Source organism: Streptomyces sp. NPDC058000, assembly GCF_042886435.1.
Classification (GTDB): Bacteria; Actinomycetota; Actinomycetes; order Streptomycetales; family Streptomycetaceae; genus Streptomyces.
Genome location: NZ_JBHVQS010000052.1, coordinates 40,755 through 62,990, shown reverse-complemented (window position 1 = coordinate 62,990; position 22,236 = coordinate 40,755). Strand labels below are relative to the sequence as shown.

At 69.3% G+C, this 22,236-nt stretch carries 18 protein-coding genes; 7 read left to right on the top strand and 11 right to left on the bottom strand.

Annotated features, from left to right (window positions below; translation table 11 throughout):
* Positions 1-137 precede the first annotated feature (137 nt).
* From ACFVT2_RS33825 to ACFVT2_RS33815, 3 genes are all read right to left on the bottom strand, one after another.
* Positions 138-515, bottom strand: coding sequence for a DUF6193 family natural product biosynthesis protein (locus tag ACFVT2_RS33825; protein WP_390024224.1), 378 nt, complete (start codon positions 513-515; stop codon positions 138-140).
* An 843-nt stretch (positions 516-1,358) separates the two neighbouring features.
* Complete coding sequence (locus ACFVT2_RS33820) at positions 1,359-2,600, bottom strand: serine hydrolase domain-containing protein (protein ID WP_390024222.1); 1,242 nt, start codon at positions 2,598-2,600, stop codon at positions 1,359-1,361.
* Positions 2,601-2,798: 198 nt separating this feature from the next.
* Entirely contained in the window at positions 2,799-3,461 is a 663-nt protein-coding gene (locus ACFVT2_RS33815) for a DUF4097 family beta strand repeat-containing protein (RefSeq protein WP_390024220.1), read from the bottom strand.
* A gap of 263 nt (positions 3,462-3,724) precedes the next feature.
* On the opposite strand from ACFVT2_RS33815, the gene ACFVT2_RS33810 reads away from it, so the two are divergent.
* Entirely contained in the window at positions 3,725-4,480 is a 756-nt protein-coding gene (locus tag ACFVT2_RS33810) for a helix-turn-helix domain-containing protein (RefSeq protein ID WP_390024219.1), read from the top strand.
* 331 nt (positions 4,481-4,811) lie between these two features.
* Here ACFVT2_RS33810 and ACFVT2_RS33805 read toward each other — a convergent pair whose 3' ends face one another.
* A complete protein-coding gene (locus tag ACFVT2_RS33805; protein ID WP_390024217.1) occupies positions 4,812-5,999 on the bottom strand; it encodes a M6 family metalloprotease domain-containing protein in 1,188 nt (395 codons plus the stop codon).
* Between the two features lie 136 nt (positions 6,000-6,135).
* Between ACFVT2_RS33805 and ACFVT2_RS33800 the strand changes: the two genes are divergently transcribed.
* The 3 genes from ACFVT2_RS33800 to ACFVT2_RS33790 all read left to right on the top strand — a co-directional run bounded on the left by ACFVT2_RS33800 (position 6,136) and on the right by ACFVT2_RS33790 (position 10,504).
* A complete protein-coding gene (locus ACFVT2_RS33800; protein WP_390024215.1) occupies positions 6,136-7,110 on the top strand; it encodes a LysR family transcriptional regulator in 975 nt (324 codons plus the stop codon).
* A gap of 281 nt (positions 7,111-7,391) precedes the next feature.
* Positions 7,392-8,351, top strand: coding sequence for a LysR family transcriptional regulator (locus ACFVT2_RS33795; protein WP_390024213.1), 960 nt, complete (start codon positions 7,392-7,394; stop codon positions 8,349-8,351).
* A gap of 194 nt (positions 8,352-8,545) precedes the next feature.
* On the top strand, positions 8,546-10,504 hold the full coding sequence (locus tag ACFVT2_RS33790; protein ID WP_390024211.1) for a collagenase: 1,959 nt from the start codon (positions 8,546-8,548) through the stop codon (positions 10,502-10,504).
* A gap of 287 nt (positions 10,505-10,791) precedes the next feature.
* On the opposite strand, the gene ACFVT2_RS33785 is transcribed toward ACFVT2_RS33790, so the two are convergent.
* The 6 genes from ACFVT2_RS33785 to ACFVT2_RS33760 all read right to left on the bottom strand — a co-directional run bounded on the left by ACFVT2_RS33785 (position 10,792) and on the right by ACFVT2_RS33760 (position 16,493).
* Positions 10,792-12,468, bottom strand: a complete 1,677-nt coding sequence (locus ACFVT2_RS33785) for an AMP-binding protein (protein WP_390024209.1) — start codon at positions 12,466-12,468, stop codon at positions 10,792-10,794.
* A gap of 36 nt (positions 12,469-12,504) precedes the next feature.
* A complete protein-coding gene (locus ACFVT2_RS33780; RefSeq protein WP_390024207.1) occupies positions 12,505-13,335 on the bottom strand; it encodes a hypothetical protein in 831 nt (276 codons plus the stop codon).
* A 2-nt stretch (positions 13,336-13,337) separates the two neighbouring features.
* On the bottom strand, positions 13,338-13,604 hold the full coding sequence (locus ACFVT2_RS33775; RefSeq protein ID WP_390024205.1) for a MoaD/ThiS family protein: 267 nt from the start codon (positions 13,602-13,604) through the stop codon (positions 13,338-13,340).
* Complete coding sequence (locus ACFVT2_RS33770; protein ID WP_390024203.1) at positions 13,601-14,761, bottom strand: acyl-CoA dehydrogenase family protein; 1,161 nt, start codon at positions 14,759-14,761, stop codon at positions 13,601-13,603. The genes ACFVT2_RS33775 and ACFVT2_RS33770 overlap by 4 nt, the downstream gene beginning before the upstream one ends.
* 190 nt (positions 14,762-14,951) lie before the next feature.
* Positions 14,952-15,086 (bottom strand): hypothetical protein, encoded by a 135-nt coding sequence (locus ACFVT2_RS33765; RefSeq protein WP_390024202.1) that lies wholly within the window; start codon positions 15,084-15,086, stop codon positions 14,952-14,954.
* Positions 15,087-15,623: 537 nt separating this feature from the next.
* Positions 15,624-16,493 (bottom strand): helix-turn-helix transcriptional regulator, encoded by an 870-nt coding sequence (locus ACFVT2_RS33760; protein WP_390024200.1) that lies wholly within the window; start codon positions 16,491-16,493, stop codon positions 15,624-15,626.
* 131 nt (positions 16,494-16,624) lie between these two features.
* Between ACFVT2_RS33760 and ACFVT2_RS33755 the strand changes: the two genes are divergently transcribed.
* From ACFVT2_RS33755 to ACFVT2_RS33745, 3 genes are all read left to right on the top strand, one after another.
* Positions 16,625-17,653, top strand: a complete 1,029-nt coding sequence (locus ACFVT2_RS33755) for an aldo/keto reductase (RefSeq protein ID WP_390024198.1) — start codon at positions 16,625-16,627, stop codon at positions 17,651-17,653.
* Positions 17,654-18,357: 704 nt separating this feature from the next.
* Positions 18,358-20,559, top strand: a complete 2,202-nt coding sequence (locus ACFVT2_RS33750; RefSeq protein WP_390024196.1) for a HelD family protein — start codon at positions 18,358-18,360, stop codon at positions 20,557-20,559.
* 556 nt (positions 20,560-21,115) lie between these two features.
* Positions 21,116-21,526 carry a hypothetical protein gene (locus ACFVT2_RS33745; RefSeq protein WP_390024194.1) on the top strand — a complete coding sequence of 137 codons (411 nt, stop codon included), beginning with the start codon at positions 21,116-21,118 and terminating at the stop codon, positions 21,524-21,526.
* A 22-nt stretch (positions 21,527-21,548) separates the two neighbouring features.
* Here the strand turns inward: ACFVT2_RS33745 and ACFVT2_RS33740 are convergent, their stop codons facing one another.
* The gene (locus ACFVT2_RS33740; RefSeq protein ID WP_390024230.1) at positions 21,549-22,082 is read right to left on the bottom strand and encodes an AAA family ATPase; all 534 of its coding nucleotides are present in this window, start codon (positions 22,080-22,082) and stop codon (positions 21,549-21,551) included.
* Positions 22,083-22,236 lie beyond the last annotated feature (154 nt).

The window sequence follows — 22,236 nt, the reverse complement described above, 5'->3', positions numbered from 1 at the left end:
GCGTTCGTCAGTTCATGCCGACGCACCATGACGGACTCCTGCCCGCAACGGCATTAGATCCACCGCCCCGAGCAAGAGCCATCAGACACTGCCTAACCGCGCGGTGGCCGGCGTATGGGTGGCGGAGTCCGTTCTGACTACTCTGACTGTTCCTTTTCGGCCAGTTCCTCTGGCGTGCCAATGAAGGCGCGACCGCAGCCCGGCGGGAGTCGCTCGACCACCATGGCGATGGCGGCTTCCGCGGTCGGGGCGGGGCCGACGCTCTGGGACCGAGAGGGTCCGCTGACGATGAAGCCGCCGCCCATCATGGGGGCGATGAACGGGATGTCCCAGGTCCAACGCAGTTCTGTGCACCGGCTGAAGTGCAGTTCGCCCATGCCGACCCAGGGGAACAGTTGCCGTAGTCGGGGTTCGGCGTAGGCGGCGCGTAGCAACCGGCCGTCCACGCGATGGGCAGTGAGCAGCTTCTGCCATGCGGTTTCGATGATGTCTTCTTCGGGTGGGCCCTCCGTCATGTCTCGCATTCTGCTCGACACCGAAAGGTTTCGGCCAGCTCGTGGTGATAACTCTTGGACCCGTCTCGGGCATGCCTCAGCTCCAGAGGGTGAACGTTTCGTGTCGTCCTGTGTGGGCTGGGTGTGGGTCTCCAGGGCGAGGCGGATGTCTTGGCAGCGGAGGTTGTGTCGCTTCGCGAGCGTGCGGACCGGCGTGCCGTTGAGAGCCTGTTCGGCGATGCGGCGGGCCAGGTCGTGGTGCCAGGCGAAGGGATTCTTCCTGGGGAAGCAGGCGCGGTCGTTGTACTGCCGGCGGCGTCCGGCTCGGTTTCTGCGGGAGGGGGCCGTGACCGTCTGACTGCACGTACAGCTGGCCCCGCCCTTCGCGGGCGGGGCCTCCGCACTTGGTCGAGACCGGGGCTGTCAGGCGGGTCGGCGGTGACTGTTTTGGGACCGCGGAGCCTGCACCGGCGCCTTCTGCCGCAGCCGGCCTCGCCGGAACACCGGCGTCGGCTCCAGCGGAGATCTCGCCCAGCTTGCGCACCCCGGCGCTGCCGACCCGCTCGCCCCGCTCCCCGTTCACGCGCAGCTGCACCCCGGCGAAACCGGATTCGATGATCTCCTCGATGGCCCTCTGCAGCTCCGGGCGATCCTGCCCGGTGGTGGTGAGGGCCATGACTGTGCTCCTTTGGATCTGTGGTGGTGGGATGCGATGGAACGGCAGGAGGGTGCGATCCTGCTGATCCGGCTCTGGTGAACGGGGCCCCGGCCGAACCTTGGGGGCACGTCGACAGTTCGGCGTCAGGGGCCTGGCTGTCGGGTGTCGTGGGTCGACGGCCGGTGCACGGGGGCGTGGGCGCAGTGTCAGTCGTCGATTGCCTGGTAGAGCGTGGTCCAGAAGTCGTGGATGACCCGCGCCGAATCCGGGGTGGACATCCCGACCTGGGTGAGCAGGATTCCGGTGAGCTGGTTGTGGGGGTCGGCGTAGGTCGAGGTGCCGCATCCGCCGTCCCAGCCGAACTGGCCGATGGGCGCGTAGTCGCCGCGGTAGGTGCGCACCCCCATGCCCAAGCCCCAGCCGCCGTGCTGCCCTTGGCCGAAGGACACATGGACGTTGTCGCGGGCCATGGCGGTTCGGGCGGCGTTCTGCTCGGGTGTGAGGCGGTTGGTGGTCATCAGCTCGACGGCGGGCCGGGACAGGATGCGTTCGCCCTCGTGCGTCCCGCCGTTGAGCAGCATCCGGAAGTAGGCGTGGTAGTCGTCGACGGTGGAGACCAGCCCGCCACCGCCGCCCGGGAACGCCGGAGGCTGGCTCCAGCGGCCCCCCTTGGCCTCGTCCCACACGGTGAACTCTCCGGTCTGCGGGTCGGGGGCGTAGAGGGTCGGCATCCGGTCGATCTTGTCGGCGGGCACGTGGAAACCGGTGTCCTTCATCCCCAGCGGGTCGAAGACACGTTCGCGCAGGACCGTCTCGAACGACTGGCCGGTGACCCTGGCGACGAGCACGCCGAGCAGATCGCTGCTGATCTGGTACTGCCAGCGCTCTCCGGGCTGGTGCATCAGCGGAAGTGTGCCCAGGCGGCGCATCCACTCGTCCGGCTCGGGCATCGGCACCGGCAGATCGGGAGTGAGCCCCTTCTCGAAGACCGCGTTCATGATCGGAGTGCCCAGCACCGTCATATCCATGCCGAGCCCGAACGTGGAGGTGAGCACGTCCCGTACGGTGATCGGCCGCCGTGCCGGCACGGTGTCGTCCAGCGGGCCGTCGATCCGCTTGAGCACCCGCCGGTCGGCGAGCTCGGGCAGCCACGGCTCTACCAGGTCGTCCAGGCGCAGCCGGCACTCGTCCAGCAGGATCATCGCCGCCGCCATCGTGACCGGCTTGGACGTCGAGGCCATCCGGAAGATCGTGTCCCGGCGCATCGGCGCGCCACCGTCGTGGCGCATCGTCCCGACCGCTTCGACGTGCGTCTGACCGCCCCGGCTGATCAGGGCGACGAGTCCGGGAATCTTTCCGGACTCCACGTGCCGTGCCAGCACGTCGCGGATTCTGCGCAGCCCTGGTTCGGAGAAGTCGCTGTGCTGGCCGGTGAGGTTGAGGGACATGGCTGTGTGCTCCTTGTGGGGTGTGTGGGTGGGTGGTTGTCGCGGTGAGGTGTGGCTGCCGCCGGGCGCGTCCCGGGCGATGGCCGTGCTGCGTTCGCCGTGCGGGACGCCTTCCCGGCGCGGCGTCCATGGCGTTCGCGAGTTCGCGTTCGCCCCGATGGCCGGGGGCGTTGAGGGTGCTCCTTTGGAGGGAGCGGGTCAGAGGCTGCGGGCGGTGATGTCGCCGTGGGAGGTGGTGGCGCGGATATCGAGATCGGCGGTGCCATCGTTCTTGAGGGCGTTGCTGATGCGGCCGTGGGCGGTGCCGGCGTCCAGGGCGGCCGAGACGCCGGCGGCGGCGCCGACCGTGATGTCGCCGGACTGGGTGCTGAGCGCGACCGTGCCGCCCATGGCCTCGGCGATCCGGATGTCGCCCCTTGCCGTGCTGATCTCCGCGGGGCCGCCCAGCCGGCCGACCTCGACGTCGCCGTCGACCGCGGTGAGGCGGAGGCTCGCGGCCTCGTCCAACTTGATCTGGCGGTACGCGCCTTCGAAAGCGACGTCGCCGAGGCGGCCGACGGTCCTCAGTTCGGCGCCGGCGGTCGTGGCCTCGATGTGGGAACCGGCGGGCAGCTTGACCGTCACTTCGATGGATCCGGAGGGGCCGATGTACTGGTTCTTCGCCGCATTCTCGATCCGCAGGACTCCGTCGGCGTATTCGACCGTGGTCTCCTCCGCCGCCTTCACGTCGCGGCCCTTCGAGGCGTTCACAGGCAGGATCTCGACCGCGGTCTCGGCCCGGTCTGCGGCGATGAACTGGACGCGTCCCGCGGGTATGTGCAGGACGGCGGAGATCGGGGCGGGGGTGTCGAACTTCTGCATCGTGCTCTCCCTTTGCGTTTACGACTCATTGTTTCCGAACACCAGAAACGCTACGTTGCTTTCCAGATCTATGCAACGAGATCTTCGCTCAGGAGCAGCATCTATGCAGGTAGAGGCGCCATAATCATTGCAACGCCCTCTCGATTAACGCAACGATCGAACAGTCGATCGTTGCAATGCATTGAAGATGAACGCTATGATGGAGGCGTCGAAGAACACCGAGCAGCACCATGGAGAACCCGTGGGGCAGGAAGGGGGTCGTGATGCCGGGAGGCAGGCTCACCCAGCAGGAGCGCCAGCAGATCGCGGCGGGGCTGGCCGACGACCTGGCCTACGCCGAGATCGCCCGCCGTCTCGACCGTCCGACCTCCACGATCACGCGTGAGGTGACACGGAACGGCGGCCCCACCGGCTACCGCGCCGACCTGGCCCACCGCGCCACCCAGCAGCGCACCCACCAGCGCAAGCAGGCCGCGCCCCAGGGGTCACAGGCGCTCCCGCAACCCTACGGACGCGACGCCGAGGCCGTGCGCGACTACCAGGAGGCCCTCACCACCGTCTTCATGACCTCGGGCCTGCCCAAGATGATGGCCCGGGTGCTGGGCTGCCTCTACACCACCGACACCGGCAGCCTCACCGCCTCCGAACTCGCCCAGCGCCTGACGGTCAGCCCGGCGTCCATCTCCAAAGCGATCACGTTCCTCGAAAGCCAGGACCTCGTCCGCCGGGAACGCAACGAGCACCGCCGCGAGCGCTATGTCGTCGACGACGACCTCTGGTACCAGGCAATGATCCGCAGCGCCCGGGCCAACGACCAGTTCATCGAGACCGCACGGCAGGGCGCCGGCATCCTCGGCCCCAACACCCCGGCCGCCACCCGCCTCGAAAATGCCGCCCGCTTCCTCGACTTCGCCAGCGAAGGACTCATCCGCGCCGCGGAACAGGGCCGAGAGGTCCTCTACACCAGAACCGAAACGACCCCGGACGGCACCACCACCCCACGTTCAGATCGCGCATAGACAGCCGTCTCGACGGTCGCAGCCAGTGGTGCCCGCGCCGGATCCTTCATCCTGAGCCGACCCCTCGCGCCTCCGCCAGGCGGCCTCGTTCATACAGGGGTCGGTGAGGTCGGCAAGTCCTTCATCGCAGCTCCGTAGTTGATCGGGTGACGGCATCCGCCGGGGTACAGGGATCACCCCGCCTACCGCTCCTTCGGCACCAACCCCCGCCGCAGCCGCCCCAGCGCCGACGCCCTCGGGGGCCCTTCCCCGAAGCTGCCCGAAGCGACCCGAGCACGGTTGTGGCCCGGCTCACGGAGGGGTGAGCCGGGGCACAACTTCCCTCGTCAGGCTACGATCTGGTGATCCGCACGGTCTCGCCGTACCCGTCAGCGCTCAGCACGTCGACACGGACACCTGCTGCGGAATCGGTGAATGACTCACCGGCCCGGTACGGGGCGTCGTCCAGTGCGCGACAGCCCGACGCCGGGGTGGCACCCGGCCTGGCGTCCATCACCCGGATCGGACCTTCACCGGTCTTCGCGGAGGAGTCGACCTTGTAGACCAGCGCGCCGGTGGAGCAGAGGTCCGTATCCGCCTGGACGGCCCGCCGCGATTCGACGACGTAAGCGGTCGTGGGGCCGGTGGGTATCACCGCCATCTTGGTCCCGGACCCGTACTCGACTGCGGTGAGCTGCACGGTGTCGCTGCCCGCCGAGGCCCGGCACACGACCTGACGGTCATCGGTCCAGCCGAGCTTCCAGGATTGCCAGGCGAAGTACTGCGGGCCGGCCCCTCCTATCAGACCCATCACATCCCAGCCGCCCACGAAGCGGTGGGCGTCGTCGCCCGCGTCGAAGGCGTAGAGGTCGGGCAGTCCGAAGGTGTGCGCGGTCTCGTGGTCCACCAGCTTCTTCCCCCAGTGCCACATGTCCTGGCCGAAGGTCACCGCCCACTTGATCCGGGTGCCGTCGACGACGACGCCCTCCGTTCCCGGCTCGTAGATGTAGGTGGGGGTGTAGGAGATCGCCGAGGCGTTCTTCGTCGGCACGACGTAGACCATGTCGTACTGCGAGAAGTCCACATCCGGGTCGGCCGCCGTGACCGCGTCCTTGACGTATGCCTCGTGCTGCTCGTGCGTCATCCCACGCTGGTATCCGTAGTCGGTGGAGTTGTGCGGCATCCGCACCCAACGCCGGTGCTGGGTGATGTCGAGCCATGCCTTGCCGTACGAGGCGTTCCACAGCCAGTCCGCGCCGGGCGTGAGTTGCGTCGCGTCATCGGCGGGAGACTCGGTGGCGGGGGCATCCGGGAAGTCCACGAAGATCATGGCAACCTTGATGGTTCCCACCGGACGCTTGAATACGGAGTAGTCCGTGTCGTGGCCTTCGTCCGACCAACCGGTGGTGCCGCTCAGCGCACAGGCCGACGCGCTGTCGGCGGCCGTGGCCGCGCGGGCCGGCGAGGTGCCGAGGAGGAACGAGAGCGGGAGCAGGGCGGCGAGCAACAGCGGCAGAAGCGCCGACCGCGTGCTTGCCACGAACCGTGTACCCGGCGGAAGATGTGGCCGTCTCACGTCATCACTACCTCTCCATGAACGGCGTGTGCCATGTCACATAAGACTGCGGACCCACACCCCTGTCCGAAAGCTGTCGTCAGTCCATAACATCCGCGCCATGGACTTGGAGATACGGCATCTGCGGGTGGTGTGCGCGATCGCCGAGGCGGGGAGCCTCACCCGCGCCGCCGCCTCGCTCCGTATGACGCAACCAGGGCTCAGCGCCCAACTGCGCCGTATCGAGGCCGCGCTGGGCGGGCCGCTGTTCGACCGGCGGCAGACGGGCACCGTCCCCACGCCCTTCGGTGAGCTGGTCATCGGACGGGCCCGTGCCATTCTGCCGGGCATCGACGGACTGCTCTCCGACACCGCCCGCGCCGCCCGCCGCTTGACGACCGCGGACCGGATCCGCGTCGGCTCGGTCGGCGCCCCGCTCCTCGGCCATCTCCTCCTGGCCGTCCGGGCGTTGCTGCCCGCGGCCGAGCTGACCTGCCGCTGCCAGTACTCCCCCGCCGCTCTGCTCGACGACCTCGCCGCGGGTCGGCTGGAAGCGGCGGTCCTCGGCGACCACCCCGACCAGGAGCTGCCGCAGCGCGAGAGGGTGGCACTCCACACGCTCGTCACCGAACCGGTCTTCGCCCTCCTGCCGGCGGGCCACCCGCTCGCCACGCGGGACGAGGTCCCGTTGGCGGAGCTGCTGAAGGAGGACTGGGCGGTGCCCCGGCCCGACGGCGACCGGACCCGCGAATACTGGGCGTCCGTCTGCGCCCTGACGGACCGCGCCCCGTTCACCCCGTACGAGGCGGAGGGACGGCAGCTGATCGAGATCGTGCGGGCGGGCCTGGCCGTCAGCCTCTGCCAGGCCACGTTCATCGAGGTACCCGGTGTCACCGTCCGCCCGCTGGCCGCGAACCCCTTGTGGTACCGGCACATTCTGGCCTGGCACCGCGACGGCCCGCTGGCGCCGTACGGCACCGAGATCCTGCGCCGGGTCGCCGACGGCTATCTGTCCACATGCACCGACAGCCCCGTGTACGCGCGCTGGCGGGAGCTGAACCCGCACGCGGCCCGACCGGTGGCCGTCGGACCCTGAACTCCGCGGCCCCGTTCTGGTGCGTGGGTCGCATAACTGGCCGCATTTGCACGTCGGTTGTCTCCAACATAGTCGTGGAGAGTGCGGCTTCTCTCGAACAGGTCAGGGGTGGCGCGCGGCAGGGGCGCGGCGCCGTAGGCGGCTTGGGTGGCGAGCAGGTACTTCTCGCCGGAACGGTGCGCGGAGACGTGGTTCGGCAGTGTGGTGTCCCGAGCGGACGGCGGGTGCCCGCATGCACGTCGCCCGCGTCATGCGCGCCGCCCGATGGAAGGAGTGTGCACGTGGAGCTTGAGCTTCGGCACCTGAGAGTGCTGTGTGCGATCGCCGATGCCGGGAGTGTGGGACGGGCCGCGTCGGAACTGGGGTACTCACAGCCGGCGATGAGCACCCAACTCCGGCGCATAGAGCGGCATTTCGGGACAGCCCTGTTCGAGCGGAACATGTCGGGTGTCGAGCTGACACCGTACGGCGCGGAGGTGCTGACGCAGGCCCGTGACGTACTGGCCCGCGCTGATGCGATAGGGCGCCGTCCGGACGGGTGCGGTGCGGGAACGCGTCGGCCGCTCCGTCTGGCGGCGACCAACTCCCCGGTGCTGCCCGGGATGGTCGTCCGGCTGCGGAGCCGGCTGCCCGATGTCTCGCTCACGATGAGCAGTGTGTATCCGTCCTCGGAGATCGTCCAGCTCCTGGAGGACGGTGCGGTGGACGCGGCGATCGCCGCCGACTATCCCGGGCTGGAGCTGCGGCACTCGTCCGCGGTGGCGCATCGCGGGATCGTCACCGAGCCGTCCTTCGTCGCCCTGTCGGCCCGTCACCGGCTCAGGCACAGTGCGGAGGTGGGGCTCGCAGATCTGGCCGACAGTGCGTGGTTCGTGACGCCGAACGACGGGGCCGGCTGGCCAGGGGTGTTCTACACGGCCTGCGAGTCGGCCGGGTTCGCCCCGGCGCCGGTGCATGAGTTCCTCGGCGATCGGCTGCAGTTACAGAGCATGATCGCCGAAGATCTCGGGGTCGCGGTCGTGCAGGCTACGCTCCGGCCGATCCCCGGCGTCGTCGTCAAACCACTGGTCGGCACACCGCTGTGGTGCCGATATGTGCTGGCCTGGCGGCGGGAGACCCTCGCCGACGAGATCGCCGATACCCTCGTCGGCTCGGCCTCCGCGGCGTACCGCGCGCTCATCGCACAGTCACCGCATCTGCGGACGTGGGCCTCGCGGACCTGGAGCGTGGCCAGGCCGTAGGGTCCGGGCGGACCGGGCGTGGCCACGCGGTGCCACTGCGGGCCGGCCGCAACCGAGGTCGACTCGTGGGATGTTATGGCGGGCCAGTCCCATGTGCTATGTCACACGTCATTGTCGGCGGCCGGAGCGCCTTGAGAAGGTGCCGATCACGCCTCGACCTTTCCCGAGGCGCATCTGTCCACGAAGGAGCAGGGATGCGCTATCGCTTCACCTGGCCCAGATGTGTGGTCGGCGGCCTGGCCGCCTGCGCGACGATCGCCAGCTTTGTGGCGACGCCGGCACTGGCCACACCCTCGCCGGCGGCCGCCCCCAAGTCCGTCACCGGTTCCCGAGCCGTGCCTCACCTCATACCGCCGCCGACCGGCTCGACCATCGGCTCGGACGAACGTCCGGCACTGCAGGGCCGACCGGTCAGCCCCGCTCAACTCCGCCCGCTCAGCGCGAAGAATCCCCCCACTTCTTCGACTGCGGCAGCGAGGCGCAAGGGCAAGAAGCACCCCGCCCCGGCCTCCTGCAACCCGGGCGATTTCGGCAGCCGAACCGGATCCGAGCTGGTCACAGCCGTCAAAGCCGCGTCCGTGGACTGCATCAACACCCTCTTCTCGGTCACCGGCAAGGACGCACACGATGTGTTCCGCGAGGAGCAGATGGTCACCATGGCCAACGCCTTCAAGGACGGGGCGTCGTCGTATCCCGGCGACAACTCGGCGCAGGTGTGGCAGCTGGTGCTCTTCCTGCGGGCCGGCTACTACGTGCAGTCCAACCACCCGTCCGACGTCGGCCAATACGGCCAGAACCTGGCCACGGCCGTCACAGGCGGCCTGGACGCGTTCTTCGCCAACTCCCACTCGAAGGACGTCTCCGCGGGGAACGGCGATGTCCTGGGCGAGGTCCTCGTCCTCTCCGACAGCGCCAACGAGCAGGGCCGCTACCTGGGCGTCTACAAGCAGGTGCTGACGGGCTACAACAGCTCCTACGACGCCATCCCCAGCATGCTGGCGGCCGTCAACGACGTCTACACCCCGCTCTGGCGCGGAAACTGGAACGAGGACTACGTCAAGGCGGTGACGGCCGACCCGAGCATCATCGACACGGTCAACTCGTTCGCGCGGGACCACCTGAACCTGCTGGGCACCGACAAGTCCTATCTGGACTCCAACGCCGGGATGAACGTGGGGCGTTACGTCGAGCACCAGCCGCTCCAGGCGAAGGTCCGGCCGCTCGTGAAGAGCCTGCTGGACGCCTCGAAGATCACCGGCCCGACCGCACCACTGTGGGTCACCGTCGCCTCCCAGGCCGACTCCTACGACAAGGGCAACTGCTCGTACTACGGGGTGTGCGACCTGGCAGACCAGCTCAAGAAGGCGGCGCTGCCGGTCACCCACTCCTGCGACAAGGCGCACACCGTCACGGCACAGGCACTGACCGCGGCCGACCTCGACGCCGCCTGCGCCAGCCTGCTGAGCCAGGACCCGTTCTTCCACAACCTCGTGAAGGACAACGGGCCGATCCCCAACCAGTACGAGTCGACCATGCAGCTCGTCGTGTTCGGCAGCCGCAACGACTACCAGACCTACGCCGGGGCGATCTACGGCGTCGACACCAACAACGGCGGCATCACCCTGGTCGGGGACCCGACCAAGCCCGACAACCAGCCGATGTCCATCATGTACCAGAAGGACTCCGACGACGGCTTCCCGGCCCGGATCTGGAACCTCAACCACGAGTACACCCACTACCTCGACGCCCGCGATGACATGAAGGGCGACTTCAACCAGCAGACGACGGTCCCGGACGTCTGGTGGATCGAGGGGCTCGCCGAGTACGTCTCGTACAGCTACCGCCATCTCACCGACGACGGGGCCGTCAGCGAGGCCGGCAAGCACACCTACAAACTGAGCACGCTGTTCCAGAGCACCTACGCCAACAGCGATGTGACCCGCACCTATCCCTGGGGCTACCTCGCGGTCCGCTACATGTTCGAGAAGCATCCCGACGACATCGCCAACATGCTCGGGCACTTCAGGACCGGCGACTACGCGGGTGGCTACGCCGTCTACAACAGCGGCATCGGTACCCGCTACGACGACGACTTCGACGCCTGGCTCACCGCCTGTGCGTCCGGCGCCTGTTCCGGCAAACAGTCACGGTGACGGCGTCGTACTGACACGCGGCCGCCGCCGGAGTCCGAAATTCGTCGACCACCCCTCAGCTACCGGGGAGTCGGAGATGTGACCGTCAGGGTGGCCCCGCCCCGTGCGAATCCGCCGCAGGGACGCGGGGCCACCCCAGGTGGTTCAGGGCTCATGGCCGTACGTCATCGGGATCGTGACCGCCGAGGCCGCGTGCCTCTCGCTGATCGCCCGCAGCGGACCCGCGACGACAACTTCGCGTACGGGCTCGACCGCGTCCTCGATGGCCTGGCGGCCCGACTCACGCGTCAGGTCCAGTCTCCGGTCCCCAGCGTCCGAGTGTCCGGAAGAAGCCGGCCGCGCAACTCCACGCGCTGCACCTTCCAGGTGCCGGTGCGCGGGAACTCCTCCCACTTGATGTGGATCGGGTCGGCGAGCACCGGCAGCCCAACGGCGGCGGAACGCCACTCGTCAGGGGCAACCGGCAGCTCATCGTGGGTGCTGTAGACGGGCACCGGAGCCCCGTCGGCCACCGGCAGGACGATGACCTCGGAGAGCTTCGTGAGCCGGTCCAGGAGGACGTCTTCGAGTTCGACGGCGCTCCCGGAGGGGATGCGGTCGATTTCGCGGTCGACGAAGCGCAGGGCGCCGACCCGGTTGAGGGTTCCCAGGTCTCCGGTGTTCCACCAGTCGCCGTCGCGTTTGCGGGTGTGCCGGTCGTGTTCGCCGATGTAGGTCAGGCAGCGGCCGGGCTGTTTGATCTCGATGAGGCCGACCTTGCCGCGGCCGACCTTGCGGCGAGTGGCCGGGTCCACGATGCGGACGCGGCCGAATCCGGGGACGGTCCATCCGAACATCTGGGTGGGGGGCGGCCGGTGGCCACGCCGACGCACGTTGCGGCGCAGGTAGGGCCGGATGAGGATGGTGCCGTTTTCGCTCTGGCTCCATGCCTGAAGCCAGATGGGCATCCGGCTGTCGCTGGCATCGAGGAACGTGCGGATGGTGCGCGTGTGGATCGCGTCGAAAGAGTTGACGTACTCGCGTACCGAGGCGAACGGCTGGTCCGGGTCACGGGCCAGCTCCTCCCAGTACAGATAGATGTTGGGCAGCGCCTCCACCAGCGTGGGACGGTGTTTGAGCAGCAGATTTTTCAGTTTGGGCAGGTTCTTCGGCTCGGACAGCATCAGCATCCGCTGGGTGACGGTCGCCATGGACAGCATCTGGTGCGTCTGACGCTCGTGCCAGTACGGCTCGCAGTACGCCCACACGTCGCTGGGGCGCAGACCGACCACGGGCCACCGTTCGGATTCGATGATGGCGGCGCCCAGCTCGGAGATCGCGGAGTGCACGACCAGTTTGGGGATGCCGGTGGTCCCCGACGTGTGTGTGGCGATCATGGGTTCGTCCGGGCGCCGCAGCCGCGGCGCCGCCACCGTTGCGCCCCGCAGGGAGTTGAGATCGACCACGTCCGGCCTGCCCGGCTGCGCAGTGGTGCACACCGTACGCGCGGTCAGTTCCCTGACTGCCTCCGCGTCCAGGCCCGCGGACCGCAGATGGGCGCCGTCGGTGATGACATACGGCTTCTCCAGCCGGGACAGCAGCACCCGGACGATGTCGGGGCCGTAGGCGCCGGACAGCAACGCCGGAACCGCGCCGATCCGGGCCGCGGCGGCGGCGAGAACCGCGATGTCGAAGTGGTTGGCCTTGATGACCGCCACCCGGTCCCAGGGGCGCACGCCCAGGGCATGCAGCCAGCCCGTGGCTTCGTCGACCAGCTTCGCCCACTGCGCGTAGGTACGGGTGAGCGGGGCGCCGGGGTCGATGTCGGCAGCCCGGTCGGTGATGATCAACTGGTTCGGGCGGCGTTCGGCCGCCACGTGCAGAGCGTCGCCGATCTGGCCCGTGACCGGGCCCCGGGAGAACGGCGTGATGCGACGGCGGTGCGTCGTGGGGGCGAATTCGGTCAGGAATCGGGGTCGGGACATGGGTCTGCCTCCCTGCGGACTCTGACCCGGGTCGGATCAGCTCAGCGGGTCCAGGATTTCCCGGACCCGCAGGTGGGGGCGGTTGTTGTCAGGCGATCCGACCGCGTGCGTGACGATCACGCCACCGTCACCGCCGGCGTGGACCGAGGTGAGGATGCGGCAGGTGTCGAAGACGTACAGGGGACGCCGAAAGCCGGCCCGCACGCTGCGCACGGGCACGCTCACGACGTGACGCGCCGCGCGGTCCGGGTCCTCGGCGGTGGCGAACAGCCGCTCACGGGCTTGCGTGGCCAGCTCCACCATCTCGATGAACGACCACTGGTCGGCCACCTCGCAGGCACTCCGGCACAAGACGGTGTCCCACTGCTGACGCAGCAACTCGCCCCCGTTGGGCGCTGCATGGTCCTGCGCCAGGGCCCGAGTGCGCATCGGCTGGATCTCGGCCGCCTCGAACCGGCCCATCAGCACCTCGGGCAGACTCCCCGGAGCGGCACCAAGGCTGTCATCCTCCGCAAGGAGCACGACCCGCAGGTCCAGGCGCCCGTGCGCAATCCGACGCTCGGCGGCGAGGACGTCCAGGAGCACCGCGAGGCGCTGCCCGTCCTCGCCGACGTGGATGCGGGTGCGGGCACTCAGCCAGTCGGCATCGGTAAAACCCAGATCGGGCCGGTCGAAGTCCAGGTGGACGCCCTGGACGACGACCGCCGTGTGATGCTCGGCGACCAGCGCGCTGAACGGGGCGATGTGGGCGCCCATCCACCGGGCGAAGCCTTCGGCCAGCAGCGTCAGGACCGCACGGGGACGGAGCTGATGGGGGCCGAACATCGTCGTCACGCTGGGCACCGTGAAGGTCTCGCAGCGGGCCACGGTCAACCACCTGCGACGGCGGTGAGGAAAGCGACGTGGTCCGCCTCGCCCAGCGGCATCGCCAAGTCGGGCTCGGTGACCAGCTCGTCATTGACGACCAGCCGGTGTACCGGCGCCAGGCTCCCGTCGGCATCCCACAGAACCGGCCGCAGCCCGGGATAGGCATCGTGCAGGTGGCGCAGCACATCGCCCAGGCTCTCGGCGTCGATGTCCACCGTGCGGTCGTAGTTGACGAAGCGGAGCAGGGATCCGCTGAACTTCACCTTCACGGCCGCTCCTCCTTCCGCATGGTGCCGGTGATGGGGCGGGCCGCTACGAGCGCCCCGATATTGATCTCCAGAAGGTCCTGAGTTCCGGCAGCGCACAGCAGGCCGGTGCAGTCACGCAGGAAAGCGCCGTAGAAGTAGTCGCCGTAGTAGCCGTGTCCGCCCAGGACCCGCATGGCCTGGTTGACGACGAACAGGGCCCTTTCGGTGGCGAAGTGCTTGGCCGCGGAGATCTGCACGTCGAACACCGGGTCCGCCATGCCCCGGTCGACGTCGGCCAGCGTCTGGTGCAGCAGCGCACGCGTGGCCTGAACGGCGATGTGCATGCGGCCCACGGTGGCCTGCACGTTCGGGAACTCGATCAGTGCCTGTCCCTGGCGCCGGGCACAGCGCAGACGGGTCAGCGCACGGTCGGCGACCGCCCGCATCATGCCCGTCACCAGACACGCCAGATACAGGCGGCGGCTGTTGAGGTAGCGCTGTGCGTGCTGGGTTCCGTCGATGTCTACGAGCCGGTCCTTGGGGAGGCGCACGTCGGTGAGGGTCATCGAGCCCATGGCGCTGGAGGAGAATCCGATGCCGCCGCCGGGGCTGATCTGCACGCCGGGATCGTCGTGTTCGACGACGAAAGCCGCGATGCGGTCGGTGTCCGCCATCCGCGCGTAGCACAGCAGCACATCGGAGGTCAGTCCGCCGGTCATGTAGTCCTTGCGACCGGAGAGTTGGAACCCGCCGGGAGTGCGGCGGGCGACGGTGTGCAGGGCGAACGGGTCGGCGTCCTCGGAGAAGGCGAGCGTGGCGGTGCGCCTGCCGGTGATGATCGGTACAACGTAGCGGTCGATCAGTTCGGGCCGTCCGGAGGACACCAGGATGTCGGCGACGCCGGTTCCCATGCTGAGCAGGACGGGGAAAGCCGCATCCGGGCACTGGTAGGCAACCTCTTCCAGCACGGTGCCCCACGTGCGCGTGTCGACGCCTTCCCCGCCGATTTCCTCGGGGAAGTGGAGGGACTGGATTCCTTGTTCACCGGCGTTGGCGAGGTGGCGGCGGGGCAGCGGTATGCCGTCGCGGTAGCGTTCGGCGGCTTCGGCGCCCACTTCGGTGAGTAGGGCACCCCATCGGCGGTGGACCATCTCGGCGACATGTTCGGAGAAGTGCATGCGTACACGCTCTCGATCAAGGGCGTTGTGGTGAGCACGCCCGTGGTCTCCCGGTCCAAGTAAGGCGCCTCGCTGTGCAGTTGGCAATACCCCGCAGGTGGGGTGGGGCAGCAGCCCGTCACGCAGGGCGCATTGTGCTCGCGCCCCGCGTGAGGAGAAGTCTTTCCTGCCGGGGCGATTACGCATTCATTCACTGCGGATTCCATGGGGCTTTCGGGAATTCCGGAGCGGCGAAATGGGACTTCTCGCGGAAAATGCTGTCCACCGAGTTCGGATTCCACAAGCCGCCGCCCAACTCTTCGAAGCTGCACAGCATCTCGGCCATGCCGAGAGCAACGCCCGGGGCACGCAGGTGCGGTATCTCATCCGACCTGTTGAATCCATCGGACCGGCGAATGATCCAATAGGCAGTCAACACATGCTTCCAGATGCCAAGCTACGGCCGACGTAGCCCCGGTTCGGTGACCGCGCTCACGGTTCTTGGCACGCGGTGAGGTCTACCGCGACCTACATGGGGTCACCCGGGATCGCAGAGGGGAAGACCATGGAACTCGTCGTGCTCGCGGTACCCGACTGCCCGAACGTCGCCGCGATGCTTCAGCGCCTGGAACAGGTGCTGCCCGAGGACGCTGCCCTTGGTTGACGTGGGCCATCAGCCACTGCTTGATGGCCAGTGACTTGTGGGTGGCGTAGGTGTCCAGGATCAGGTGCACCGCAAGCTGGGTGGGAACCTCCTTGCGCGGCCCGTCAGGGGCGTCGTCCGCCTCCGCGGTTTCCCCTGGCTGACCGCCTCTGCTGCTGTGGCGGTGGTGCGGGACGGGCCCCTGTCAGGAACGTCGCCCGGGTCACGAGGGGCCCCGAACTAACCAACAGCGTCTGCGTGGGGTTCGGCCCTGCCCGACAGCGCAAGCAGTGCCGCTTGGGACGGCGAGTCCGGCTCGGCCGCGTACAGCAGCAGCGTCAGCTCCTCGTCCGGCGGCGGCAGTCGCATCGCCTGGAAGTGCAGCTCCAGCGGCCCGTACTCCGGATGCTGGATGCGCTTGACGCCGTGTCCCTTTCCCACGACCTCGTGTGACTCCCACAGCCGGGCGAACTCCTGGCTGTGCTCCCGCAGTTCGCCGACCACCTCGCACAGCCGCTCGCTGTCCGGGGTGCGGCCGGCCTGGGCGCGCAGCACTGCGACGACCTCGCGGCGGATTTGCGCCGCCTCCGGGTGCCTGGCCTCCACGTCCGGGTGGAGGAACATCAGCCTGGCGATGTTGCGCTCCTCCAGCGACCGCTGCGCGAAGCCGCACAGCAGTCGCCCGCCCAGCCGGTTACACGCCAACACGTCCATGGCGCGGCCGTAGACCAGGGCCGCGACGCCGTCCATCGCATCGAGCACCGCCCGCAGGCCGGGCCGCACGACCTGCGGTACTTCCCGGACCGGCCGCCGCGCGGCCGCACCGCGCGCCGCCCGGTGCACCACGTTCCGCAGGTATTCGTGCTCGGCCGCAGTCAACCGCAGCCCGCGGGCGAGGGCGTCCAGCACTTCCGGCGAGACGTTCCCGCCGCGACCCTGCTCGATGCGCGTGTAGTACTCCACGCTGATCCCGGCCAGCCGGGCGGCCTCCTCGCGGCGCAGCCCGCGCACCCTGCGCCGCGTCCCGCCGGGCGGCAGGCCGACTTCGGCCGGGTCGAGGGTCGCCCGGCGGGCCTTGAGGAACGCGTTGATCTCCGGCTCGGCATGCATCGGACCATTCTCCGGCATGTCGGGGCCAGCCTGGCCCCGCGGGTACCAGGATCCGCCGGGTCTGGCTGGTGCGGGGGCCGGCGGGCAGGGTGGATTCCGACACCAGACACACGAAGGGCGTGGGAGCAGCCATGAACCGCAGGATCCTCGGCGGCACCGGCATATCCGTCAGCGAGTACACCCTCGGCGCGATGATGCTCGGCGCGTGGGGCACCAAGGAGCACGACGAGGCCGTCCGCATCGTGCACACCGCCCTCGACGCCGGCATCAACACCATCGACACCGCCGACATGTACTCCGACGGCGAGTCCGAGGTGATCGTCGGGAAGGCCCTGAAGGGCCGCCGGGACGACGTCGTCCTCGCCACCAAGTTCCACAATCCGATGGGCCCGGACGCCAACCATCGTGGCAACTCCCTGCGTTGGATCGTCCGTGCGGTCGAGGACAGCCTGCGCCGCCTCGGAACCGACTGGATTGACCTCTACCAGGTGCACCGCCCCGACCCGAACACCGACATCGACGAGACCCTCTCGGCGCTGTCCGACCTGGTGCGCTCCGGCAAGGTCCGGGCGATCGGCTCGTCCACCTTCCCCGCCGGGGAGATCGTCGAGGCCCAGTGGGTCGCCGAGAAGCGCGGTCATATCCGCTTCCGCAGCGAGCAGCCGCCGTACTCGATCCTGGCCCGAGCCATCGAGCGGGACGTGCTGCCCACCGTGCAGAAGTACGGGATGGGCGCGCTCACCTGGAGCCCTCTCGCGGGCGGCTGGCTGTCGGGCAAGTACGGCGGTCTCGACGGCGCAGCACCGAGCGAGGCCACCCGCTCAAGTTTCCTGCCACAGCTGTTCGACACGAGCCTGCCCGGCAACGCCGCCAAGCTCACCGCGGTCACCGAGCTGAGGAAGGTGGCCGCCGACGCGGGGCTGACTCTGCCCGCGCTCGCCACCGGATTCGTCCTCTCGCACCCCGCGATCACCTCCGTGATCATCGGTCCCCGCACCCACGACCAGCTCACCTCGCTGCTGGACACCGCGGGAACGGTGCTGAGCAGTGACATCCTCGACCGCATCGACGAGATCGTCCCACCCGGCACCGACCTCAACCACGACGTCACCCACTACGATCCGCCCGCGCTCACGGACAAGACGCTGCGCCGCCGCTGACCCGAACCGCGGGGTGCCCCGCAAACCGGACGCTGGTGGCTCATCCGGCCCGTTGCTCCACCCCGTCGATCTTGTGGTCGGCGGGGTGTAGTGCATGGAGCGGGTGTCAGGAATCGGCCGTGCGGATGGCCCCTCTGTTGACGTCGTGCTCGCGGGCCAGGCTGGCGATGGACTGGCCGCCCAGGTACGCGGCTCGCACGGCGTCGGTCTACTCGGCCTTGATGGCGGGCGGTGGCCACCCTTGTCACCCTTCGCCTCGGCGGCCCGCAGCCCGCCATAGGTCAGCTCGCGCTGCAGGTCACGCTGGAGCTCCCCGGCGGCCGCGAGGGTCTGCACCTTGAACTTCACCGTGGACAGCAGGTTTCTGGTACGCGGGTGGCGCGCTGTGAGGTCCAGTGCGGAGAACGCGCCGTCGTGGATGCGCAGAGCAAGACGGTCGCGGTGCGGGACGTCGGCGGCCGGGCGACACCGTGTCGAGGAAAACATGCAACTCCGCTCCACTCCGGCCTGCGCACCGTGCCGGAGAAAAGGAAAAACCCCGACGCATCCGCATGCGATCGAGGTTTGACAACCGGGGTATTTCTCCGCGTATATTGAGCGTTTGCATATCGCGAGAAAAGCAACCCAATTCATTTCACTACGGCACAGTCTATTTGAGCGGAGCTGAATTGTCAAACGAGGAATTGCGTAAGGAGCAGGAATTCATGGACCTGCTCCACGAACGCCTCGACGCCCTGCGATCCGGGGCCCGGGCGGCCGTGGATCGAGCCCTCCCCCAGACCGGGGGAACGTTCCAGGCACGGCTGGAACGGGACGTGATGGTCGCCGAACAGGCCGAGCTGCTGGCCGGTTTCGAGGCCGGGGAACACGGACTGTGCTTCGGCCGACTGGCGTTCCGGGACGGCCGCGACCACCACATCGGCCGGATCGGCATCCGGCGTGCCGACGCCGAACGCACTCCGCTGGTCATCGACTGGCGGGCCGACGTCGCCCGCCCCTTCTACCTCGCCACCGGGCACACCCCCATGGGACTGCGGCGCCGACGCCACCTCACCACCGAGGGCCGCCGGGTGACCGCACTGCACGACGAGATACTGGACCTCGCCGACGCCGAACGCACCGGCCACGAAGGGGCGGACGCGGACGCCGTCCTGCTGGCCTCGCTGGACGCGGCGCGCACCGGCCGGATGCACGACATCGTGCAGACCATCCAGGCCGACCAGGACCGCATCATCCGCGCCCCGCACCACGGCGTCCTCGTCGTGGAGGGCGGTCCGGGCACCGGCAAGACGGTCGTGGCGCTGCACCGGGCCGCGTATCTGCTGTACGCGCACCGCGAGCAACTCGCCCGTCGCGCGGTGCTCATCGTCGGGCCGAACCCGGCGTTCCTCGGCTACATCGGCCAGGTACTGCCGTCGCTCGGCGAGACGGGCGTGCTGCTGGCGACGCCCGGCGAGCTGTTCCCGGGCGTGACCGCGACCGGCACCGACACGCCCCGCGCCGCCGAGATCAAGGGCGACGCGGCGATGGCGGATGCCCTCGCGCGCTTCGTGGCCGACCGCCAGACACTCCCCGACCCCGTCATCGTCATCGACCACGAGGACGGCGAACTGCGCCTGGACGCGGACATCGCGGACGAGGCCCGCCGGCGGGCCCGGGCCACCCTGCTGCCGCACAACCTCGCCCGCCCGCACTTCGCGTTCCACGTGATCGACGCGCTCACCGCCCAACTCACCGAGCGGCTCGGCGCCGACCCCTACGGCGGCCCCAACCTCCTCGGCCCGGACGACATCGCCCAGCTCGGCAAGGCCATCGCCACCAGCCGCGACGTGCACCGCGCCATCGAGGAGCTGTGGCCGCCCCTCACCCCGCAGCAGTTCGTCGCCGACTTCCTCACCGAACCGGTCCACCTCCCCGACGCCGACGCGGCGACGATCCGCCGCACGGAAGGTGCCTGGACCCCGGCGGACGTCGCGCTGCTGGACGAGGCGGCCGAACTCCTCGGCGAGGACGACGCGGCCGCCCGGGCCGCCGCCGAGGCGGAGCGCCAGGAACGCATCGCCTACGCACAGGGCGTGCTGGACCTCTCGTACGGTTCGCGCACGCAGGAGTTCGAGGACCGGGAGGACGAGGACTCGGAGGTGTTGGCCGCGCACGACCTGATCGACGCGGACCGGCTCGCCGAACGCCAGGAGGAGGCAGATCACCGCAGCGCCGCCGAACGCGCTGCGGCCGACCGCACCTGGGCCTTCGGCCACATCATCGTCGACGAGGCACAGGAGCTCTCGCCGATGCTGTGGCGGCTGCTGATGCGTCGCTGCCCGACCCGCTCGATGACCCTGGTCGGTGATCCCGCGCAGACCTCGGAACCGGGTGGCTGCGGTGCCTGGGAGACGATCCTCGCGCCGTACGTCGAGGACCGTTGGGAACACGTCCGCCTCGGCGTCAACTACCGCACACCGAACGAGATCATGACGGTCGCGGCGGAGGTTCCCCGGACCACCGACCCGTCCTTCGTGCCGCCGCGGTCGATCCGCTCCACCGGCGTCCACCCGTGGGCCGAGCGCACCGACGACCTGCCGCGGGCCGTCGCGGATGCGGTGGCGCGCGAGACGGGGTACGACGCTCAGGGCCGGCTCGCCGTGATCGCCCCGCGCGAGCGCTGTGCCGCGCTGGCGGCCGCCCTCCCGGCGGCGTCCGCCGGTCCCGCCCCCGACCTGACCCGACCGGTGGTGGTCCTCGATCCGCGCCAGGCCAAGGGGTTGGAGTTCGACACCGTCCTGGTGGCGGAGCCGGCGGAGTTCGGGACGAGCGATCTGTACGTCGCGCTCACCCGGGCGACGCAGCGGCTGGGCGTGCTCCACACGGGCGCGTTGCCCGCGGGGTTGGCCGGATTGGCGGGCTGACCGGCCGCGGGACGCGGAGAGCGGTGTGCGGGCCCTCGCCGTACGGGTGAGACGGCGAGGGCCCGCACGGTGCGTCAGTGACCGCCCGTGGTGCGGCGGCGAGCACGAGCGCGGCGCCGGCGGTGAGGGCGGCGGCCGAGCCGCCGATCGCCCACGGGGTGGCCGGGCCGACCCCGGTGGCGGCCAGTTCGCGGTCACCGGCCGGAAGCGGAGCCGGTGCTCAGCGGGGCCGCGACGGCGGGCCGGGCCCCGGCCGCGCGGTCACCACCGGCACCACCGGTGCCGCCGCCGGGCTTCGAGGGCTCGGCGGTGGTGGCCGTCGCCGGCGAGGAGAAAAGAACGGCCGGCGCTATCGCAGCAGCGGCGACAATGGCCGAAATGCGCGCCAATTACACGCAGTAAACCCTCTTGTCCAAGAATTACCCAAAAGCTGCCATTGACAGGGCAAAGCAGACGTAAGCTGATGTGATCAGCGGGGTAGTCGCGTGATGCGGCAACCGCCTCGCCCGACACGTCTGACACCTCGCCTTCCCGGCAGACCATGGAGGAGAAAAGGATGACCCGTCACCACCACCGCACCCTCCACTCCGCTCTCATCGGCGCCGTCGCAGTGACCTCACTGGGCATCACCGCATCACCGGCCTCGGCAAAGTCCTCCCTCTCCTTCACCGCCGGCCCCCGCTCGGTCGGCCTGGGCGGACTCGTCCACACCTCCGCCAAGGCGAGCGACGACAACCCCTCGTTCAACAAGGTCTGCGTACAGCAACGCTGGACGACCGCCTCCTGGCGCAACGTGACGTGCTCCAAGCCGGTGCGCCGCGCCGGCGGCACCGTCAACGTCGCCCTGCGCGTCAAGCAACGCGGCCACCTGTACCTGCGCGCGGTCCTCTTCGAAGGCCGCTCGCCCCAGGACAGGCACCCCAGGACGCGCTCGGTTTCCCACCCGGTCGCCGTCACGGTCCACTGAGGCCCCATCGAGGGGGCCGCGGTCAGCGATCGAGGGCGGGGAGTCCGGCCAGACCGGTGTCGTGCAGGATGCGGTGAACGGTCTGCGCGAGGGTGCTGTCCGGGCCGATGACGGTTTCGATGCCGTCGGGCAGCAGATCGCGTTCCCGGTACCACTGCCGCAGTTCCGCCTCGCCGTACGCGGTGGCCTCGGGCTTGGTCTCATGACGCCGCAACGTCTCGGCGAACGGGACGTGCAGGTAGTAACAGTGCGTCGGGCCACGGTGATCCGCGCACAGTCGTTGGAGCATGGCGCCGTAATGCGACGCGCAGAGGATGCCCTCGACGATGACGTGGTAGCCGGCGTCGAGGGCGTAGCGGGCGACGGAGTCGATCAGGCCGATGTTGACGCCGTCGGGCCGGTCGCGTTCGCGGAGGACGACCCGGCGAAGGTTGTCCTGACCGACCAGGGCCAACCCGCGACCGAAACGGTGCCGGATCTCGGCGGCGGCCGCGGACTTGCCCGAGGCACTGTTGCCACGCAGGACCACGAGTCGAGTTTCCGGGGTGCCCACCATGGCCATGCCGGCACGCTACCGGGAGTTCGGGGTCGGCGGCAGGCCCGCCGGGCGTTCCGGGACGGCGGGGCACGGGAGCACTCCAGCTATGAAGGCGGCGGCCAACGCCCCTGCGTCCACTGGATCCGCTACGTCCACTGCTTCCACTGCTTCC

Bases quoted from the DNA above. Each gene is read 5' to 3' on its own strand.
- ACFVT2_RS33755 (WP_390024198.1), top strand. From the start codon at position 16,625: ATGAACCGCAGGATCCTCGGCGGCACCGGCATATCCGTCAGCGAGTAC.
- ACFVT2_RS33810 (WP_390024219.1), top strand. From the start codon at position 3,725: ATGCCGGGAGGCAGGCTCACCCAGCAGGAGCGCCAGCAGATCGCGGCG.
- ACFVT2_RS33785 (WP_390024209.1), bottom strand. From the start codon at position 12,468: ATGTCCCGACCCCGATTCCTGACCGAATTCGCCCCCACGACGCACCGC.
- ACFVT2_RS33790 (WP_390024211.1), top strand. From the start codon at position 8,546: ATGCGCTATCGCTTCACCTGGCCCAGATGTGTGGTCGGCGGCCTGGCC.
- ACFVT2_RS33815 (WP_390024220.1), bottom strand. From the start codon at position 3,461: ATGCAGAAGTTCGACACCCCCGCCCCGATCTCCGCCGTCCTGCACATA.
- ACFVT2_RS33745 (WP_390024194.1), top strand. From the start codon at position 21,116: ATGACCCGTCACCACCACCGCACCCTCCACTCCGCTCTCATCGGCGCC.
- ACFVT2_RS33825 (WP_390024224.1), bottom strand. From the start codon at position 515: ATGACGGAGGGCCCACCCGAAGAAGACATCATCGAAACCGCATGGCAG.
- ACFVT2_RS33800 (WP_390024215.1), top strand. From the start codon at position 6,136: ATGGACTTGGAGATACGGCATCTGCGGGTGGTGTGCGCGATCGCCGAG.
- ACFVT2_RS33750 (WP_390024196.1), top strand. From the start codon at position 18,358: ATGGACCTGCTCCACGAACGCCTCGACGCCCTGCGATCCGGGGCCCGG.
- ACFVT2_RS33770 (WP_390024203.1), bottom strand. From the start codon at position 14,761: ATGCACTTCTCCGAACATGTCGCCGAGATGGTCCACCGCCGATGGGGT.
- ACFVT2_RS33740 (WP_390024230.1), bottom strand. From the start codon at position 22,082: ATGGTGGGCACCCCGGAAACTCGACTCGTGGTCCTGCGTGGCAACAGT.
- ACFVT2_RS33820 (WP_390024222.1), bottom strand. From the start codon at position 2,600: ATGTCCCTCAACCTCACCGGCCAGCACAGCGACTTCTCCGAACCAGGG.
- ACFVT2_RS33760 (WP_390024200.1), bottom strand. From the start codon at position 16,493: ATGCATGCCGAGCCGGAGATCAACGCGTTCCTCAAGGCCCGCCGGGCG.
- ACFVT2_RS33765 (WP_390024202.1), bottom strand. From the start codon at position 15,086: ATGGCCGAGATGCTGTGCAGCTTCGAAGAGTTGGGCGGCGGCTTGTGG.